The following is a 16228-nucleotide window of genomic DNA, read 5'->3' as shown; positions in this document are numbered from 1 at the left end:
CGAGAGCCCGCGGCGGGCGCACCGGGCGCCCGGGTCCTGCGACGCGGCGGCCGCCGCCCGGGAACCCGAGAGACGCAAGAGGATGGCGGCCCAAGGCAATTTCGCAGCAGCGTGCTGCAAGATCGCGGGACCGGCCCAATACTCGCCGAAGCCCTCCCGTGCTTGAGGTCTCGTCGCGGGAAGCGTCCTGCGCCGAAGTCCGTCCCATTGTGCTCCTACAGCCGGGGAACGGGCTCGGCCCCCCAGCGCCGGCTCTCCTGCTTGTCGGCGATGGACCGATGGCCCCCAGCTTGCGCCGCGTTCAGGCTCCTCACGATGTCGGGGGCGCCGGCATGGTGTAATGACGGCGTGCCCGACCGTTCGGCCGGTCTCAGGGCACGGCATACGCTCGCGAAATCACGGCCCTTGTGGATGTTGGTGACACCGCATGTTTGACTGGCTCCGATCCCTCCTGCGCCGTCTCTGGCTTGGCCGTTCGGGCGACGCGCCTCGAACCGAACGTCCCGTTGAACCGCGGCACCGACAGGTCACGATCCGCCGCTACGGCGGTGGGGACAGGCCGCCGCCGCTGCACTGGAAGGCCTGCCACCCGTCGACGGTGAGGCGCTTCAAGGCCGAGATGACCTGCTCGCAGGGTCACGCGCTCGTGCTGAAGGACCACACGGTCACGGCGGAGGGCCGGGTCCTGCCGAGCGTCGTCTGCCAGGCTCGCGGCTGCACGTTCCACGAGTTCGTCCGCCTGGACGGTTGGGCGGCAGGCGAGCTGCGCTGAGGCGCGGCGGAGCTCAGGCGGCGAGCACGTCCTCCTCGCCGCCCAGGGTCTCTGGCCTGACCTCGCGCCCCTCGTCGTCGAACGCGTAGAGGAGGGCGATGCGGCGGCCGGTCCAGACGTACCGGTAGTGCACCGTCTGGATCGAGCGGCCGAGCACGCTTGCCCTGAGCACGGCCAGGCACGTCGCGCTTGAGCGCTCGGGAGGGTGGTAGAGAACCCCGTCGGCCTCGGAGGATACGCGGGCGCCGATCTCGCGGCACGCCTTCGCGTCGAGATCGGCCGGGACGTGGCGAAGGTCCACGAAGCGTCCCTCGGCCGGCGTCCGCAGCATGCGCATGTCGAGGCCGATGGGCGCCTCACGGGTCCGGGCGAGAAACCTCTCGCGACGCGCCACCGACACGGCGAGCGCGGTCTGGCGGTCCGCAGCCAGTTCCAGGCACGGCCTCAGGTGATCGAAGAAGCGGCTGCCCTCCGGGTTGCCGTAGGCGAAGGGCGCGTGGTTCCAGTTCTGCAGCCTCGGGGCATCGGCCGGGACCCCGGGTCGGAGCCGCGCGAGGCGGTCAATCGAGCGGAGGCGCGGGTTCGTGATGTCCTCGACCGCGACGAGGGCCTCGACCCTGCCGTCGGCCACGAGCCCGTCATAGACGGACACGGGCGGAAACCGGGACGGGATCAAGCGGAACGCGTCACCCTTCCACGTCGTCAGGGAAAAATCTTCAGCCGCCACGCTGAGCATCCAGGTAGATGCGGACCTTGTACAAGTCCGCGAATTTCCCCGAGAGCATGACGTCGAGCGCGCTCGCCCCATCGAAATACTCGTTCGGCGCCCTGATCCACTCGTCCCCACGCTCGTCTACGGTAAACAGGATGCGCAGCGCCTTCCAGATCGAGAGAAGGTGAGACACCCGCTCCGTCGTGTCCGGCGGGATGCTGCCCCCTTCCTTCTTCCACTTGAAAAACGTCGACCGCGCCGGCGAACCGAGAAGCGCGATCTGCTCGTCGGCGCTCAGGTGCCACCTGTCGGCCATCGCGAAGAACGCTTCGAGCTCCACAGGGAGCCGCGACGACCCAGCCTCGTTCCGGGCGCCGTGGGCAGAATTCGTCATCAACCCCTCCCTGGTCCAGAATCGGACTTGACGTCCGACCTAGTCCAGATACATACAGTCCCAGCCGAGACTGAAAGCGTCTTTTAGTCCAAGGCCGTCATCCGTCAAGAGTGTGTACGGGAACGTCGGCGCGCGCCAGCAGGTGGAGACGAGGATGAAGGTTATGGATAACGCGCGGGCCCGCAGCTTCGTGTTCCCGGTGAACGGCACCCCGGTTCGCTTCGACGACGGCGAGGTCACCGGGCGTGAGGTCCTCACCAGGGCCGGCCTCTTGCCCGCGAGCGAGCACCAGCTCATCCTGGTCCGGGGCGGCCGCACCCACCTCGTGGGCACGGACGACAAGGTCGACCTCGTCGCCGAGGAAGGCGGCGCGTTTCGCGGCTTCCGCAGCGACCGCAGCTTCTCCTTCACGGTGGACGAGGTCGGCCAGGTCTGGGGTGACGGCCGGATCGAGGTCGACGAGCTCCTCGCCATCCTGCACGTCCCGGCAGGCCACGACCTCGTGCTGGAGCGCGAGGACGAGCCCGACAAGATCCTGCGGCCCGGCGGCGCGGTGTCGTTCGAGACTCGCGGCGTCGAGCACATCGTCTCGCGGCGCGCGCAACGGCCGGACTTCGTGCTGGTGACCGTGTTCACCACGAGCGGCGTTTTCCCGGCCGAGGGGGCGGTGCGGGTTCCCGCGACGACGCCGGTCGCGGACGTGCTGGTCCGCGCCGCGCGCAAGCTGGAGCTCGGCGACACCGCGACGTGGATCACGACCGTCGGCAACCGCGACATCGATCCGTCCGCCTCCTTTGCCGGGAACGGGCTCTCCGGCGAGGTCGAGATCGAGTGGGGGCCCCGCGAGGGCGGTGGGGGCGCCCGTGCTTGAGCTGCTCTCCCGGGCCGCGTTCGAGCGCGACGTGCGCCGCCTCGATTCCCGAACCGCGGCCCACCGCAACTGGACGGTCCTTCAGGCGGAGTATCCCGTGCTCGACGTGATCCTCGGGCATCCGACCGCCGCGCCCCTGAGGCTCCGTTTCACCTGCGTCGATTGGGACGACCTCCCCCCGTCGGTCGAACTGCTCGACGCCGCCGGGCAACACCTCTCGCAGGCTCCCCCCGGGGCCGGCGGCATCTTCCACCCCAGTCCCCATCCCGTGACCGGCCGCATGTTCGTCTGCATGCGCGGAACGCGCGAGTACCACACCCACTTCAGCCATGTCGGCGAGCGGTGGGACGGTTACCGCGGCCAGTCCGGCCTGGATCTGCTCGGCATCCTCGACCAGATCTGGCGCTGCTGGAAGAGGGCGGTCGGATGACAGCCGTCGCTTGCACCGCCGCCATCCTCGCGGAAACCCTCGACCGCCTCCGCGTCGGGGGGCGGCGCGGCGAGGAGCGCGCCGTGCTCTGGCTCGCGCGCTCGGCCTCGGCGGCGCCGACGCCCGTGCAGGAGGTCTACGAACCCGAGCAGGCCACCGCCGAGGACTACTTCCACCTGCCGCCCGCGAGCATGCGCGCGCTGATGGGGCACCTTCGCGCCCACCGTCTCAAGATCGTCGCCCAGGTCCATACCCATCCGGGCAGGGCGTTCCATTCCGAGGCGGACGACGCCTGGGCCATCGTCCGGCATCGCGGGGCCCTCTCCCTGGTGCTGCCGCGCTTCGCCGCGACGGCGACGCCCGGGACCTTCCTGGAGGAGGCGATGGTCTACGAGCTCTCGGACGCTGGACTGTGGGAGCATGTGCGCCGGCCGGGCGAGCGCATCCGCATCGAGGTGACGCCATGATCACGCCCGCCCAAGAGAACGCCCGGATGCTGGCCGCCATCCTCGGAAGCGACGAGGACGACGCGTCCGAGCGCCTCAACCGGGCGGTTCTGGTCACCGCTCCTCCCGGCGGCGCGGACGCCGCCTGGGCGGCGGAAGTGGCGGCCCTGCTCGCGCGGACCGTCGGCGTGGTGACCTCGCCGGCCGAGGAGGCGCAGCTCGAACTCGTCATCGGCGAGGCGGCCGCGCGGACGGACCTGCCCCGGCTGCACGCCGCCATCGACGCCGGCGGCGCCACCGTCGATGTCCGCCCCGTCGGGCGGACGGGCGGCCCGCCGCCCCATCCCCTGCTGGCCGCCGTCGCCGCATGCCCGGCGGCCGCCGCGACCCTGCGGATGCTGCTCGACGACCCGGCACTTCCGGCCGTCGCCTACCCGCTCCGGCTGGACTTCGACCAGCTCGGCGTGCCGGACGCGGCGCTCGCGACGACCGTCGATCTCTCGGACGCCGTGCTCGTCGGCGCCGGCGCCGTGGCCCACGGCTTCGTTCGCGCCCTGCGCCACCTGCGCGCCGTCGGCCGCCTCCGCATCGTCGACCCGAAAACGGTAGGCTCAGGCAATCCCAACCGCTGCCTCTACCTGGGCGACGAGGATGTCGGCCGCGACAAGGCCGTCGCGCTCGCCGAGCGCGCCGCGGCCGACTTCCCCGAGCTCGCGTTCGAACCACTCGTCCAGGACTTCTCGGCCTATTGCAAATCCGCGGGGCCGCCCGCCACGGCCATCGTCACGGTCGACAGCAGGCGCGCGCGGCGCGGGATCCAGAAGGAGCTTCCGGGCCGGGTCCTCGACGCGTCCACGACCGACGTGCGCGGCGTCGTCGTGCACTCGCACCGGCAGCCCACGCAGGATGCCTGCATGGCCTGCATCTACCGTCACGTTCCCGACGAGCACGCGCGGGAGCGCTCGATCGCGGATGGGCTGGGCGTCGACCTCGCCGCGGTCAGGGAGGGTTTCATCTCGGCCGAGGCCGCCGGGCGGATCCATCGGGCCCATCCCCAGATCGATCCCGCGGGGATCGTGGGCACGGCCTATGACAGCCTCTTCAAGCAGCTCTGCGCCGCACAGACACTGCTGACACCGGAAGGCAGGCAGGTGCTCGCCCCGTTCGCGTTCGTGTCGAGCATGGCCGGCGCCTTGCTGGTGGTCGAACTTCTGCGCTCGAACGCGGGGGCGGCGGCGACCAACTATTGGGCCGTCGATCCCTGGAAGGCCCCCATCGGGCGGCGCCGGCTGCGGCGGGCGCGCGATCCGCACTGCGAGTTCTGCTCCAAGCCCGAATCGGACGCGGCGGCCGAGCACCTCTGGGGCCGGAACGCGGCGGGGTGACCTGCCGACGCCGTGATCGCTCGGGCCCGCGGGACCGTTTTCCGGGGCGGCGCGCTCCGGGCGGCGAGGCGCCCGGAGCGTCGGGCGGCCCCTGAGCGAGGTGGTGTCGAGGCCGATCTCGGCGGCACGGCGCGAAGTGCCGCGACGCCGGCGGATGAGGCGGAAGAGCCGACGGCAGGCGGGCCCTTCGCCGGGCTCCGGGGCGGACCTCGGGGCGGGCGCCGAGCGGGGCCGGTCACGGCAGGCCGTCCGGGTCGGCCCTCCCGGGAAGGGGCGGCGCCGGAGCTGATAGGACGTCCACGCCCATCGAGCGTCGCCCGTCCGCGGGCCACGCCCAGACATGGTCCGGCAGCCGGGCTCGCTCGAAGGACAGGCTTCCCGGGAAGTCAGGACAAATTGTGTTGAGAGCGTTCCTTCGGCGAGGCCGGAAATCGGGACAAGCTTTCGCGATAGCTTGGCCCGCCGGCCCACGCCGGATCGGCCGTTCCAAGCCCCGGGCGGCGAGCCCCGCCCAGTGGGCGAGAGCGCTGGCCTGGCGATCGTAGAGCCGCCACCGTGGTGGCGAAGGCGCGGACGGGGGGCGAAGCCAAGGGCCGGGCTGATCGACCGCTACCGTCGCTTCGTCCGGCATCATCGCTCCGCCTCGCTCGGGAGCGGCGGAACGCCCACGGTATCGGACGCCACGCGCGGTCACAAGCCATGGACATCCGCGGACGTGTAACCACCGCGATCCGCGGGACGAAATCCAAAGAAAACGGCGAGACGTACGCGCCCCATCGTCGATTGCGGAGGTGAATATGAAAACGATCCTGTTTGCCGCTGCTGCGAGCGCCGCTCTTTACGCGTCGGCCCTCGCGCAAGGGGGTGCCCCGTACAATGCCAGTGGGCAACAGGCAGGGGGCCCGCGTGCGGGGATGGAGCGGCGTCTGGGAGTGTCGGTCAGCACCCCGACCGGGAGCCTTCTGCCGACACAGCGAAGGAGCGATGTTCGGAGCCGCTGCAGGCCGGATGGCAAGGGCCAATATGCCGGCGGCTACCGCGGCGAGTTGGCGCGCCGTGGATGCGCATAGCGAGGCTCGCTTGCCGAGAGGAATTCGGTCTGGTGCGCCGGGTGCATGGTCGGGCATCCGGGCGGCGACGCCGGCGCCTGACACCGCCCGATGAGGTGGGTCGAGTGCGGGCATGAGCCCTTTCCGCGACGACCGCCCGATCGGCCGGTTGCGGCATCGGCACGCGCGCACTTTCAGGGGTGAGCTGCGCGACGCTGATGTGCCAGCCGAGGTGACCCGGTTCGGCGAACGGGACGGCGTCGAGCTTCTCTCGCTGTCGAGTGCCGGGCGAGGATGGCCACGTGCACCGGCTCGTCACCTATCCAAACAGGGCGCACTCCATCGTGCGAGCGCGCCGCCATGGAGCCCGCGCAGGGCTTGATGGTCACCGCGGACCGACGGGATGCCCGCCCTTGGGAGCCGACGCCTCGGGGCATCCCTCGGGGAAGTTGCGCGGCAATCCCTGGCCCGCAGGGACCGGGTCGGCTATCCCCTCGCGCCTCACTGAGAGCGACGCGATGGCTGCCGATTTCCACGACTGGGACAAATCAGACGCATGGCAAACCGACCACCCGGTCATCCGGGCATTCGGCCGCCTGCGCACCACGGTCGCCCTTGGGAAGCTCGCCGGCATCGCATCCCTACCCGCGAGGTTGAGCCCGCGGCAGCGGGGCGTCCTCCTGGCAGCCCTGGAGCGGTTGTACGCCGGTGGCGTCCGGCCGAGCCTGGCCGAGGACACCCGGCGAGGCCTGGGAGCGATGGCATCGACCGGCGAAGTGACGTCGCGTGGCGTCGGCTGGCGTCAACTTGCCCCGACGCTCGGCCTCGGGGCGGGAGCGTTCGATCCGGATCGAGCCGCGGAGGAAGGGCGGCACCATCTCGTCGCACAGCTGCTCGCGATGTCGCCCAGATACTGGGCCGACCCGGTTCAGGCCATTCTGTTCACGGCCCTGCAGTACGGCTTGGAAGTCGCCCTCCGTCGCGGACGCTGCAAGCCCGAGCCGCTCAAGACGGAAGCGGTGCTCCATTACATCCAAAGCGCGGTCGAGCACCGTGTGATCCCGGCCATGGACGAGGCGGGAGCCGGCCTGCCGGAAACATACACGCTCGACCTCGGCACCGCCTCCATGCTGGAGGGCCGGGATCTTCTCGCGGCGGACCTCGCGGTCGTCGCCGGCGTGCACGTCCTCGGGCGCCCGATGTACCGGATCGTCCTCTTCCAAGCCAAGAACGCGACCGCGACGGGCTTGACCGACGTCGGGAGGAACGAGGGACGGCAGCTCGACACGTTCCTCTCGACCGGGATGGGCTGGTACCTCTTCTACCCGGCCTGGGCGAGGAAGGGGGCCTTCATCACGACCGTCATGCCGGCGACCGAGGTGTTCCACGATGTCTGGGCCCACGGTCAGGCGCCGGCCTTCGGGCAGGTCGACGCCTATGGCGGCGAGCGCTCGCCCGGGTGGGATTTCGCGTCGTTCGTCAGCATCGCCATGTCCTCCGGCCGCGACCTGTCGTTGGGGCGTCTCTTCCCGGACGCCGAGACCGCCGCCGAGGCTCTCTCGGACGACCGCAGGCAACCCTTGGCGGCCGACATCATCGCCATCGACCGGACGGGAAGGCTCGCGCTCCGCGACTTCATCGATGCGACCGCCAGCCTGGGGTACGGGGACGGACGGGTCTCGTCCTTTCCGTCCAGGCGTCATGCCGCGCACCGCCGCGACGAGGCGGGAAGTCCGGGCGACCCGTTTGCGCCCGGTTGGTGAGACCGTTCAGTCCGGCAGGCCGAAGGTCATCTCTCGGGCGAGGCAACCCGCGCGCAGCGAGGTGAGCCGGTCGCACGATTGGGCCAGCGTGCGGAGGACGTCCAGTTCCTGCGCGGGCGGCAAGAGATCGACGACCAGGCGCTCGACGTCGCGGTAGACGTCCTGCGACATCCAGGCGAGAAGGAACTCGGCCAAGCCGCGCCGCAGGGCTCGGTCGTCGCCGACGACCGCTCGGATCCGCCACTGCCACAGGCCCTTCTCCGCGTTGCCCAAATGGCGCCACACGGCGCGGGCGCCTGGGATATCCATGGGCAGGTCGGCAAGCTGGGCGTGCAAACGGACGATCATTTCCCCTGACGGAAGATCCCGTAGCGCCAAGACGAAGGCCTCCTCTCGCTCGGCGTCGGCCAACTCCGAGCGGACCGCGCGACGCCGGCGCGCGAGGTGCAGGAGGCTCAAGGCAGCGAACACCGCGCTTGCCGGCTCCGAGCCCTCCAAGGCGCGGACACCCGAGACGATTGCCGCCATGAAGGCCTCTGGATCGTCCTCGAAGAGCGGTTCGAGCCGAACGAGACGCCGGATGTCGTTGGCTTTCCAGGCGCGTGCGCCGGCGATGGCCCGCAGCCATTCCGCAGCGGCTGGCATGCCGCCAACCCTGTCCCGCAGGTCGGCACGGCCCTCAAGCTTCCCGAGCAGCGTTGGGAGCCACCTCTCGTCGGACAGAACGTCCCGGAAGGCGGCGAGGTAGTCTCCCGGGGGCGGTGCGCAGCGCTCGAAGAGGCGGGCTACCCCCCGTTCGATCGCGGGAGCAAGGATTTCCGCTTGAGCGAGGACGGCGGCGTCGAACGCGGTTCGGTCGCCTTCGACCATGGAACGCAGGCTGTGGAGCGCAAAGGCGTCGTCCCTGAAATCGAAGATGAGGTCGCTGACCGGCGCGGTCACGCCGAAGGCCAGCGCCGCCGTACCGTCCCCGCAGACCCGGAGCGGCGCGCCGTTCAGGAACGACAACAGGCGCCCGGGTTCGCCGCGCGCGCATCGAAAGCCTTGGGCGACGAACGCGGCGGCCTTCCCTCGAAGGTATGAGGATACTGGGTCGGAGGGCGCCCAGTGGCGTTGGATCTCCTCCAGGCACCGGATTGCCCGACCGCATCCTTCTTCCAGCGGCCAGGCGCCGTGCTCGATCGCCAGGATCGACAGCAGCGTGAACAAGGCGTGCTCGCGCTGCGTCAGCGGCGGTGTTCCGAACCGGTCGAACATGCCGATCCGGTCCCTCTCGCTCGGGACGTTGTCGCGTATCCAACGGTCGAAATCCTCTGCGACATCCGCCTCACGGAGCGGTTCGGGCAGCGCAAGGCGGGCAAGCCTCTTGATCGGGTGCGGGTCACCGTCGGTCGTCAGGTCAAGAGGTTGTACGCGCACGTGCTGTCTTCCTCTGCGGCTCCGGCCGTCGCGAATCCGCCACGTCGGCATTGTCCTTGCAGCCTTGCCGAAAGCAAAGTGGGGCGGACCGATAGGGCGGGCCCGCGAGAGCCATCGGGATGGCAGCTTCACCCGAAGTCGATCCCGCCCGCCGGTCGATTCTGGCCCCAGTTCCGGTTCCCGCCCCCGCAGGCGCAGGCACGACGGCCTTTTCGGGTTCGTGAAGCGGGGTCAGTCACGGCTCCTGTCCCGACCGAGCGCGGCCGACAGATCGCTTCCGCGCCTGGCTCCTGGGCTCGCGGACGCTCGTGGAGGCGCGTTCGACCCAGCGCATCCCGTCCGTCACCGGAGGCGGGCCAGACGGGGGCTGCCAGAGGCGTTCGGAAGGCCCCGTTCACGCCCTCCGTGCAGCCGCGACGCGCTGGCCTGATCGCGACAAACCCCACGAAGTTCAGCCTTCTCTGGCAATCGAGACAAACTTTGTTGAGAGCGCGCCTTCAGCGCACGCCAAAATCAGGACAGGCTTTCTAGAGAATTTATCCCGCCGGAGGGTGGGGGGCACGCCCGGCTTCTCCGATCATTCTTGCGCGGCCCCCATCCCGGCGGTTGGGTTGCTCAACCAGGCCGGCGAAGTGCGAACGAATTGTCATGGGGCCGCGTCCCGGACGACGTCGCGGAGCCTGCGGTCCCGCCGCGGATGCGCGACAAGGTTCGACGTTGTGGTTGAAGCCGACCCAGCTCGTCGGGAGATGTCGAGGCCCCGATCGATCCGGCGCAGCGAGCAAGTTCGGGCCGTGGCGGTGTCGAAACCGGTCGCCCTGGGTGCCGCAATCCGTCCCTGGCGTCCCCTTGCACTCAGATGGCCTTACGCTGGCGTGAGTGCAGCCTCATGGGAGCCCGCCAACTCCCCAAGCTCCGCCCCTCATCGGAGCGCAGGAGAGCCCTACGTTGTGCTATCGTGCCGAACGCATGAGCGCGCGACTAGGAGGGCTGCAGAGGCCGATTGTCATCAAAGTCAAAGTTCTTTGAGAGCAGCAGCACGCAAGGGCAATGTTCTAAGAGAGTCGAGTTAAATTCGATTGAGGAGGTCCCTCGGGCGGCCCCCGAAATCAGGACAAACTTCGTTGAGGAATTACAGGCGGCGTGCCGGTTGAGGGCGCCGGCGGCGTAGGCGAGGCTGTGGGCGCGGCCCACCACCTGCAAGATCTGCGGGTCGGCGCTCGCGCGGGGCCCCGAGGCGTGGGAATAGGTGCGCTCGCGACGCCTCACGGCCTGCGCCACCTCGCCCGCCGCGGCCCGGGCGATGCCGGTCAGGGTGGCGAGATGCACCGCCTGGAAGAAGCCCGGGCCGTAGGCGAAGCGGATGGCCGTCGGCAGCGGTTCGCCCACGGCCGGCGCGTTCTCGAACAGGGCCGTGCCGCTGGCGGTGAGCCGCTGGCCGAAGCCGTCCCAATCGTCGATCACCTCGACCCCCGGCCCGCGGGCCGGCACCACCACCGAGGTCTCCTCCCCCGCCTCGCCGGTGCCGACGACGTCGATCCAGTCGGCGAAGAGCGAGCCCGTCGTGTAGTATTTGCGCCCGGTCAGCCCCCAGCCCTCGCCGAGGCGATGGATGCGGGTCTCGAAGCGGCCGACCGCCGCCGCGCCCGTCTCGGACCAGGCGCCGCCGAAGAGGTCGCCCGCGGCGAGCCGCGCGACCCAATGCGCCCGGCGCGGATCCTGCGGGCTGCCGACCGTGTCCTCGGCGAAGCCGAAATGGTTGCGCAGGGCCTGGGGCAGGTTGGAATCGGCCTCGGCGAGCTCGGCGAGGAGCTCGAACAGGTCGGGCAGGCTCGCCCCGAAGCCGCCCTCGGCCTCCGGCACCCGCAGGGCGCCGAAGCGGGCCTCGCGCAGCCAGCCCACCGCCTCGTGGGGCAGGTGGCGCTCCTGCTCGCGGGCGACGGCGCCCTCGCGGATGCGGGCGAAGACCGGGCGGAAGCGGGCGGCGAGCGCGGCGTAGCGCGGGCTCGGGGCCTCGCCCCAGGCGGCCGGGGACGGGGATGCGGACTGGCTCATCGTGGCTCTGTTCCTGGCTCGATCGGGGATCAGTGCCGCGTCGCGGCATCCGGGGACTCGGCGCCGCCGAGATAGAGGGAGGCGAGCCGGCCGCTCGCGGCGAGCTCGGCCGCCGAGCCCGAGGCGACGATGCGCCCGCTCTCCAGCACGTAGGCGCGGTCGGCGTGGTCGAGGACGAGGTTGGCGCTCTGCTCGGCGACGAGGAAGCTCACCCCCTCCTCGCGGTTGAGCCGGGCGATGATGGAGAAGATCTCGGCGACGACGATCGGGGCGAGCCCCATCGAGGGCTCGTCGAGGAGCACCAGGGTCGGACGGGTCATCAGGGCGCGGCCGATCGCGACCATCTGCTGCTCGCCGCCGGAGGTGAGGCCGGCCTTGGCGTGGCGCCGCGCCTTCAGGCGCGGGAACCAAGCATAGACCCGCTCCAGATCCTCGGCGAGCTGCCGGCGGCTCGGCCGGCGCAGGTAGCCGCCGGTGAGCAGGTTCTCCTCCACGGTGAGCTGCCCGAAGACGTGGCGGCCCTCCAGCACCTGCACGACGCCGCGCCGGACGAGATCGGCCGGATCGAGGGGCGCCGTGGGCGCCCCCTGCCAGCGGATCGCCCCCCGGCGCAGGGCGCCGCGCTGGGCCCCGAGCAAGTTCGAGATCGCCCGGAGGGTCGTGGTCTTGCCGGCCCCGTTGGGGCCGAGCAGGGCGACGATCTCGCCCCGCGCCACGGCGAGGGACACGTCGCGCAGGGCCAGGATCGAGGCGCCGTAGACCGCCTCGATGGCCTGCACCTCCAGGAAGGCCGCGGAGGGGAGGGGCGTGCTCATGCGGCCGCCCTCACTTCGCGCCGGCGTCGGCGGAGTCGGTGGTGCGGGGCGTGATGCCCTTCTCCTTGGCGTAGGCCGCGGCCCGCTCGTAGATCAGCGGCAGGAGCAAGTCGCGGTCGGCCTTCACCCAGCCGTTGCTGGCGATGGCCCACTGGGCGCCGTCCCATTGCAGGATCTTGCCGGCGCCGCCACCCTCGTGGTCCTTCGCCGAGAGGCGCAGGGGCTGCACCAGGCCGTCGGCGCCGATCTGCTTCAGGCGGGCCTCGTCGAGCACGAGGTGCTCCAGGCCCCACTGGCCTTCCTCGCCGTTGATCGGGCGGTGGCCGAAGCGGGCTTGCGCGGTGCGGATCGCCTCGACGGAGATGATCGCCTCGATCAGCCCGGAATTGTAGTAGACCGAGCCGAAGCTCTTCGGATCCTTGAGGTCGCTCTTGCCCTTGTCGACGATCTCGGCCTTGATCTTCTTCAGGATCTCGAAGTCCTGGCCGGCGGGGAAGGGCGTGATCGTGCGGTAGCCCTTGGCGACGCTGCCCGCCGGGCGCACGTCCTCCTCCGAGCCCGACCAGATGCCGCCGATGATGCGGTCGACGGGGAAGCCCGTCTTGGCCGCGGTCTTGATCGCCACCGGGGTCATCACGCCCCAGCCGCGCAGGAAGACCCAGTCCGGCTTGATCTGGCGGATGCGCGCCCATTGCGCCGACTGGTCGTTGCCCGGATGCGGCACCGGGATCTGGATGTCCTCGAAGCCGTAGGTTTTGGCGAGCAGGGCGAGGGGGACCTGGGTCTCCTTGCCGTAGGGGCTGTCGTGATAGACGGTCGCGATCTTGAGGCCCTTGAGCTTGTCCTTCCCGCCGACCTGTTCGGCGATGTAGTTGATCGCGGAGGAGGCCTCGCTCCAGAAGCTGAACAGCACCGTGAAGCTGTAGGGGAAGACGCGGCCGTCGATGGCCTCGGTGCGGCCGTAGCCGGTGGTGACGAGGGGGATCCTGTCGGCCACCGACTTCTCGGTGAGCGCCTTCGAGACCGGGTCGCCATGCGGCAGGAAGATCGGCACCGGCGAGCCGTCCTTGCCGCCCTTGACCCGCTCGTAGCACTCGACGCCCTTCTCGACCGCCCATTCGGTCTCGCACTCGTCCCAGACCAGCTTCACGCCGTTGATGCCGCCCTCGACCTCGTTGATGTAGCGGAAATAGTCGATGACGCCGGCCCAGCTCGGGATGCCGGAGGAGGCGTAGGCGCCGACCCGGAAGGTGGCCAGGGGGAAGTACTGGCGCCCCTTGTCCTGCGCTGAGGCGGGCGCCGCCGCGAAGGGGGCGGCCAAAGCGGTGGCGAGGAGGGCGGCGCGCAGGGCACGCGTGAGGCGGGGCATGGTTGGTCTCCGGGAAGGCAATGTGAAGAGAAGGGGTCAGCGGCCGGGGCGCAGGCGGCCGAGGAGGGCGGCGAGGCCGTTGGGCTCCTTGATCAGGAAGCCGATGATCAGCGCGCCGAAGATGATCCGCTGCAGGTTCGAGATCTGGCCGCCGTCGAGCGCGCTGCCGAGCAGGGCGCCGGAGAGATGGGTCAGCAGGATCGGGGTGAGCACGATGAAGGCCGCGCCGATGAAGCTGCCCGAGAGGCTGCCGAGCCCGCCGATGATGATGATGAACATCGCCTGGAAGGAGCGGTCGAGGTCGAAGCTGCGGGCATCGACCGTGCCGAGATAGGCGAAGGCCCAGAGCGCGCCCGAGAGCCCGCACACGGCGGCCCCGGCGAAGAAGGCGGAGAGCTTGGCGCGGGCCACCGGTACGCCGATCACCGCCGCGGCGGTCTCCATGTCGCGCACGGCCTTCCAGTTCCGGCCGGTCTGGCTGCGCACCAGCTTGCCCGCGATCAGCGTCGTCACCACGACGCTCGCGAGCGTCAGGCCGTAGCGGCCGGCCGGGCTCGACAGGTCGTGGCCGAACAGGGCGAGGCGGGGGGCGGAGATGGCGCTCGAGGTGGCGTAGTTCGAGAACCAGCCGACCTGGGTGAAGACCCATTCGAGCAGGAACTGCGCGGCGAGCGTCGTCGCGACGAGGTAGAAGCCCTTGATGCGCAGGGACGGCAGGCCGACCACGAGGCCGACGGCGCCGGTGATCAGCGCCCCGAGGGCGAGGCTCGCCGGCAGGGGCAATGCGGGCAGGCGCAGCAGCAGGTTGTAGGTGGCGTAGGCCCCCACCGCCATGAAGGCGCCGGTGCCGAGGGAAGCCTGGCCGGCATAGCCCATGGTCAGGTTCAGCCCGAGCCCGGCCAGCGCCATGATCAGGAACGGGATCAGGATGGCGTTGTACCAGTAATCGGTGGCGAGGAGCGGCACCGCGACGGCGGCGACGGCGAGCAGGGCGGCGAGGCCGGCGGCGCGCAGGGGCGGCGCGGGCAGGGCGAGGCGCCGGCCCGGGGCGGCGAGGGAGGAGGCGGCGGTGTTCACGTCGGATCAGACTCTCTCGATGGCGCGCTCGCCGTAGAGCCCTGCGGGACGCACCAGCAGGAAGGCGACGGCGAGCAGGTAGGCGAACCAGGTGGAGACGGAGCCGCCGAGGAGCGGCGCCAGGTAGATCTCGGCGAGGCTGTCGGCGGCGCCGACGATGAGGCCGCCGACGATCGCCCCGGCGATCGAGGTGAAGCCGCCGATGATCAGGACGGGCAGGGCCTTCAGCACCACGAAGGTGAGGGAGAACTGCACCCCCTGGCGGGCGCCCCAGAGCAGGCCGGCGACCAGGGCCACGAAGCCGGCCACCGCCCAGACCGCGGCCCAGAGGGTCTGCAGCCGGATGCCGATGGAGAGGGCCGCCTGGGGATCGTCCGCCACCGCCCGCAGGGCCACGCCGATGCGGGTGCGGTCGAAGAACAGGGACAGGGCGATCACCAGCGCCCCGGCGCTCGCCGCGGCGACGAGGTCGAAGCGGCTGAGCTGGATCGGGCCGACCTCGATCGGCAGGTCGACGATGCCGAGATCGAGCTCGTGCACGCTGGCGCCCATCAGGAACTGCGCCGTGCCCTCGATGACGTAGGACAGGCCCAGCGTCGCCATGAACAGGGTGATCTGGGAGCGGTTCACGAGGGGCCGCAGCACCACCCGCTCCACCGCGACGCCGAGGGCGACCATGATCGCCAGCGTCAGCAGGCCGGCGAGCCAGAAGGGCAGGCCCTTCTCGGTCAGCGTCACGAAGGTGAGCGCGGCGCAGAGCACCATCGCCCCCTGGGCGAAGTTGAACACGCCCGAGGCCTTGTAGATCAGCACGAAGCCGATCGCGACGAGGGCGTACATCACGCCGGCGAGCAGGCCGCCCGCGAGCGTTTCCAGGAAGAAGCTCATCGGGACGCCCTCAATGCGGCTTGCCGAGATAGGCGGCGATCACCGCCGGATCGTTGCGCACGGCCTCGGGCGCGCCGTCCCCGATCTTGCGCCCGTAATCGAGGGCGACGACGTGGTCGGACAGGCTCATCACCACGCCGATATCGTGCTCGATCAGCACCACCGTGGTGCCGAAGGCCTCCCGCGTTCGGGCGATGAAGCGGGCCATCGCCCGCTTCTCGTCGCCGTTCATGCCGGCCATGGGCTCGTCGAGCAGGAGCAGCTTCGGCCGAGCGACCAGGGCGCGGGCGAGGTCGACCCGCTTCTGCACGCCGTAGGGCAGGGTCGCGACGATGCGGTCGCGATGGGCGGAGAGTTCGAGGAAGCTCAGGGTCTCCTCGGCGAGGGCGTGGAAGCGACGCGTCTCGGCCGCGTCCCGGGGCAGGCCGAAGGCGTGCTCGGCGATGGTCGTGCGGCTGTGGCGGGCAAGCCCCGCCAGCACGTTGTCGCGCACAGTGAGGGGCCCGAACAGGGCTGCGTGCTGGAAGGTGCGCCCGATGCCGAGCCACGCCGCCCGGCCGGGGCTGATGCGGCCGAAGCGCTCTCCGTCGAAGGTGAGCGTGCCGGAATCGGCCCGGTAGACGCCGTTCAGGATGTTAAGGAGGGAGCTCTTGCCGGCGCCGTTCGGGCCGATCAGCGCGCAGATCTCGCCGCGGGCCACGGCGAAGCTGAGGGCGCTGATCGCCTTGATGCCCTTGAAGGAGAGGGAGACGTCGGAGAGTTCGAGGATCGGATCCGCCATCG

General features: G+C 70.6%; 15 protein-coding genes. 6 read left to right on the top strand and 9 right to left on the bottom strand.

All coding sequences use genetic code 11. The features are described 5' to 3' along the window. The first annotated feature begins 427 nt into the window (after positions 1 to 427). The gene (locus MFF21_RS06925; protein WP_012753004.1) at positions 428 to 772 is read left to right on the top strand and encodes a hypothetical protein; all 345 of its coding nucleotides are present in this window, start codon (positions 428 to 430) and stop codon (positions 770 to 772) included. A 13-nt stretch (positions 773 to 785) separates the two neighbouring features. Here MFF21_RS06925 and MFF21_RS06920 read toward each other — a convergent pair whose 3' ends face one another. Next, complete coding sequence (locus tag MFF21_RS06920; protein WP_238231842.1) at positions 786 to 1424, bottom strand: RES family NAD+ phosphorylase; 639 nt, start codon at positions 1422 to 1424, stop codon at positions 786 to 788. Positions 1425 to 1488: 64 nt separating this feature from the next. After that, positions 1489 to 1878 carry an MbcA/ParS/Xre antitoxin family protein gene (locus MFF21_RS06915; protein ID WP_012753006.1) on the bottom strand — a complete coding sequence of 130 codons (390 nt, stop codon included), beginning with the start codon at positions 1876 to 1878 and terminating at the stop codon, positions 1489 to 1491. 154 nt (positions 1879 to 2032) lie between these two features. On the opposite strand from MFF21_RS06915, the gene MFF21_RS06910 reads away from it, so the two are divergent. The 5 genes from MFF21_RS06910 (at position 2033) to MFF21_RS06890 (ending at position 7822) form a co-directional block, all read left to right on the top strand. After that, positions 2033 to 2749: a multiubiquitin domain-containing protein gene (locus MFF21_RS06910; protein ID WP_142584743.1), complete on the top strand. Its 717-nt coding sequence runs from the start codon at positions 2033 to 2035 to the stop codon at positions 2747 to 2749. Further along, positions 2742 to 3179 carry a putative metal-binding protein gene (locus MFF21_RS06905; RefSeq protein WP_043766874.1) on the top strand — a complete coding sequence of 146 codons (438 nt, stop codon included), beginning with the start codon at positions 2742 to 2744 and terminating at the stop codon, positions 3177 to 3179. The genes MFF21_RS06910 and MFF21_RS06905 overlap by 8 nt, the downstream gene beginning before the upstream one ends. Continuing rightward, positions 3176 to 3646 (top strand): Mov34/MPN/PAD-1 family protein, encoded by a 471-nt coding sequence (locus MFF21_RS06900; protein ID WP_009865918.1) that lies wholly within the window; start codon positions 3176 to 3178, stop codon positions 3644 to 3646. Before MFF21_RS06905 ends, MFF21_RS06900 begins: the two co-directional genes overlap by 4 nt. Then, positions 3643 to 5010: a ThiF family adenylyltransferase gene (locus MFF21_RS06895; RefSeq protein ID WP_012753009.1), complete on the top strand. Its 1368-nt coding sequence runs from the start codon at positions 3643 to 3645 to the stop codon at positions 5008 to 5010. Before MFF21_RS06900 ends, MFF21_RS06895 begins: the two co-directional genes overlap by 4 nt. A 1567-nt stretch (positions 5011 to 6577) precedes the next feature. Further along, positions 6578 to 7822, top strand: coding sequence for a hypothetical protein (locus tag MFF21_RS06890; protein WP_066922165.1), 1245 nt, complete (start codon positions 6578 to 6580; stop codon positions 7820 to 7822). Positions 7823 to 7828: 6 nt separating this feature from the next. Here MFF21_RS06890 and MFF21_RS06885 read toward each other — a convergent pair whose 3' ends face one another. The 7 genes from MFF21_RS06885 to MFF21_RS06855 form a co-directional block, all read right to left on the bottom strand. Beyond that, the gene (locus MFF21_RS06885; RefSeq protein ID WP_066922167.1) at positions 7829 to 9241 is read right to left on the bottom strand and encodes a hypothetical protein; all 1413 of its coding nucleotides are present in this window, start codon (positions 9239 to 9241) and stop codon (positions 7829 to 7831) included. A gap of 981 nt (positions 9242 to 10222) precedes the next feature. Further along, positions 10223 to 11296, bottom strand: a complete 1074-nt coding sequence (locus tag MFF21_RS06880) for an acyl-CoA dehydrogenase family protein (RefSeq protein ID WP_238310503.1) — start codon at positions 11294 to 11296, stop codon at positions 10223 to 10225. 29 nt (positions 11297 to 11325) lie between these two features. Beyond that, positions 11326 to 12111: an ABC transporter ATP-binding protein gene (locus MFF21_RS06875; RefSeq protein WP_238310502.1), complete on the bottom strand. Its 786-nt coding sequence runs from the start codon at positions 12109 to 12111 to the stop codon at positions 11326 to 11328. A gap of 10 nt (positions 12112 to 12121) precedes the next feature. Then, positions 12122 to 13480, bottom strand: coding sequence for an ABC transporter substrate-binding protein (locus tag MFF21_RS06870; protein WP_238310501.1), 1359 nt, complete (start codon positions 13478 to 13480; stop codon positions 12122 to 12124). 36 nt (positions 13481 to 13516) lie between these two features. Beyond that, a complete protein-coding gene (locus MFF21_RS06865) occupies positions 13517 to 14557 on the bottom strand; it encodes a branched-chain amino acid ABC transporter permease (protein WP_238310500.1) in 1041 nt (346 codons plus the stop codon). Positions 14558 to 14563: 6 nt separating this feature from the next. Further along, positions 14564 to 15445 carry a branched-chain amino acid ABC transporter permease gene (locus MFF21_RS06860; RefSeq protein ID WP_238310499.1) on the bottom strand — a complete coding sequence of 294 codons (882 nt, stop codon included), beginning with the start codon at positions 15443 to 15445 and terminating at the stop codon, positions 14564 to 14566. 10 nt (positions 15446 to 15455) lie between these two features. After that, positions 15456 to 16226 (bottom strand): ABC transporter ATP-binding protein, encoded by a 771-nt coding sequence (locus MFF21_RS06855; protein WP_238310498.1) that lies wholly within the window; start codon positions 16224 to 16226, stop codon positions 15456 to 15458. Between the last annotated feature and the right edge of the window lie 2 nt (positions 16227 to 16228).

Source organism: Methylobacterium organophilum, from assembly GCF_022179465.1.
GTDB lineage: Bacteria > Pseudomonadota > Alphaproteobacteria > Rhizobiales > Beijerinckiaceae > Methylobacterium > Methylobacterium organophilum.
The sequence above is the reverse complement of the archived record's forward strand: the minus strand, read 5'-3'. Positions and strand labels throughout refer to the sequence as shown.